The sequence below is a fragment of the Pontibacter sp. HJ8 genome, from assembly GCF_054824225.1.
Genome location: NZ_JSYF01000613.1, coordinates 1 through 1452 on the forward strand (window position 1 = coordinate 1; position 1452 = coordinate 1452).

The window sequence follows — 1452 nt, forward strand, 5'->3', positions numbered from 1 at the left end:
AGGTATCAGCTTAAAATCGGGCCAAAATTTCCCTAAAAATATGCCCCAGAATATGGAGCAATATGTGTTGGTGAATGAAGCTGCCGCAAAATTAATAGAGTCTGAATCGGAGACTTTAGTGGGCCAAACGCTATTACTGGACTCTGCCTATATACAGGTCATTGGCATCATGCCTAATGAAATTATTGGCGAACAACGCCCTCTAATATATCGGTATTTGCCTAATGAAATAGCCACCTTGACCATAAAAATAAAGCCAAATACAGAACTGGAAGTGACCGAGGCTATTCAATCCTTATGGAAAAACCATTTTCCTGAAAAAACAGCAAATCTTTATAACCTAAAAGAGCACCGTTATCCAGAGAAAATCAGTGGAGAAATGGAGATTTTTGGAGGCTTAGCCCTTATCGTCATGATAATAGCTGGTCTGGGCATATTAGGTATAGCCAGTTACTCCGTAGAAACACGCGTTAAGGAACTGGGTATAAGAAAAGTATTGGGAGCAAGCAACAAAGAATTGGTGTGGGTAGTTACCAAAAATTTCGGCATTCTTATCCTGATTGCCGGACTTATTGGTGTTCCGGCTGGTTTGTTTGGCGGTGATTTAATCAGACAAGATATAGGCAGCAGTCTTGTTGATTTAAGTTTTATGAATGTAAGCATAGGCTTTGGTTTGGTGGCCATAGTCGGGCTTCTGACTGTCCTATCCCAAACCATTCGAGCGGCGCAAATTGAACCTGTAAAAGTTTTAAAAACAGAGTAAAAAGGTAAAACATTTACGTGCAGGTCATGACGATGGCGAGACAATTCATTTTATTCCGCGACACCATGGCAACAATGTAACAACCGACTACAAGTTGCGAGAAGGAAGAGCCATGTTGCTAACAAAATTTTTCTGCAATGGTGCGGTGAAATATATATATTGAGGCTAGCAAAGAGAACAATGTCTTTCAGGAAATCTTCGACCAATATGATCCAACGCATTGGCTAGATGGGAAAGGGATGGGTGACAGAATTATTGATTCTATTGGGAGTATCTATATTCCAAGAGAAAGTCCTAAGATTGAATCTTCAAATCTAGATAAAATGATTGTCAGAGAAAGAGATAATCTAAGACAAATATAAAAAAACATTACGCCATCTAACAATGCCTATAGAGTAGCTACATCACTTCATAGCCCAATCCGTTAGTGAAGCAGGACATTTAAAAAGAGTTTCTTGGTATATAAATAACTGCCGTGGTGTTCGAATAGTGTCCCAAGGGTATAAAAAGAGCCTCTAAGCATTAACTGAGAGGCTTTTTGGTGGTCCGTTGGGTGGTATCATCGAGTTTTATCCGCAAGGATTTAATATCGTTGGCTGTTTTACACATACTGAATTCCTTGTAATCGTCCCATCTTATGCCTTCAGGAACCTTATTTTTAGAAAAGTTAATTTTGATACATTTACTTT

Annotated in this window: 1 protein-coding gene; it reads left to right on the forward strand. The window is 39.0% G+C overall.

All coding sequences use genetic code 11. The annotated features are described in order from the left end of the window. The coding region (locus OB13_RS20035; protein WP_461491958.1) for an ABC transporter permease at positions 1-763 on the forward strand (763 nt) is incomplete at its 5' end. Positions 764-1452: the final 689 nt, after the last annotated feature.